The following is a 291-nucleotide window of genomic DNA, read 5'->3' as shown; positions in this document are numbered from 1 at the left end:
AAGTGGAGATGAAGAGATTCGAACTCTCGACCCCCTGCTTGCAAGGCAGGTGCTCTCCCAACTGAGCTACATCCCCATTTGATCTGGCGTCCACCTGCTCTCCCACATCGTCTCCAATGCAGTACCATCGGCCGCTTGCGTCTTAACCGTCGTGTTCGGGATGGGAACGGGTGTTTCCCACAAGCGCATCGACACCAGAAATATGGTTATTAAGTTGTGTACTTGATAACTCAACAGTAAAACACATCTGACTTTCTACTTCTTCTTCCGTTTTAGTTGGATTGATTCAGC

1 tRNA gene and 1 rRNA gene are annotated in these 291 nt (G+C 48.8%); both read right to left on the bottom strand.

Annotated elements, in window-relative coordinates:
• Positions 1-3: 3 nt before the first annotated feature.
• Positions 4-76 (bottom strand) — tRNA-Ala (locus DXC01_RS20000).
• Between the two features lie 5 nt (positions 77-81).
• Positions 82-199, bottom strand: a 5S ribosomal RNA gene (gene rrf, locus DXC01_RS19995).
• Positions 200-291: the final 92 nt, after the last annotated feature.

The organism is Blautia sp. OM07-19, assembly GCF_003481595.1.
GTDB lineage: Bacteria > Bacillota > Clostridia > Lachnospirales > Lachnospiraceae > Blautia_A > Blautia_A intestinihominis.
Note: the sequence above shows the minus strand (reverse complement) of the source record. Positions and strands in the feature narration are given on the sequence as shown.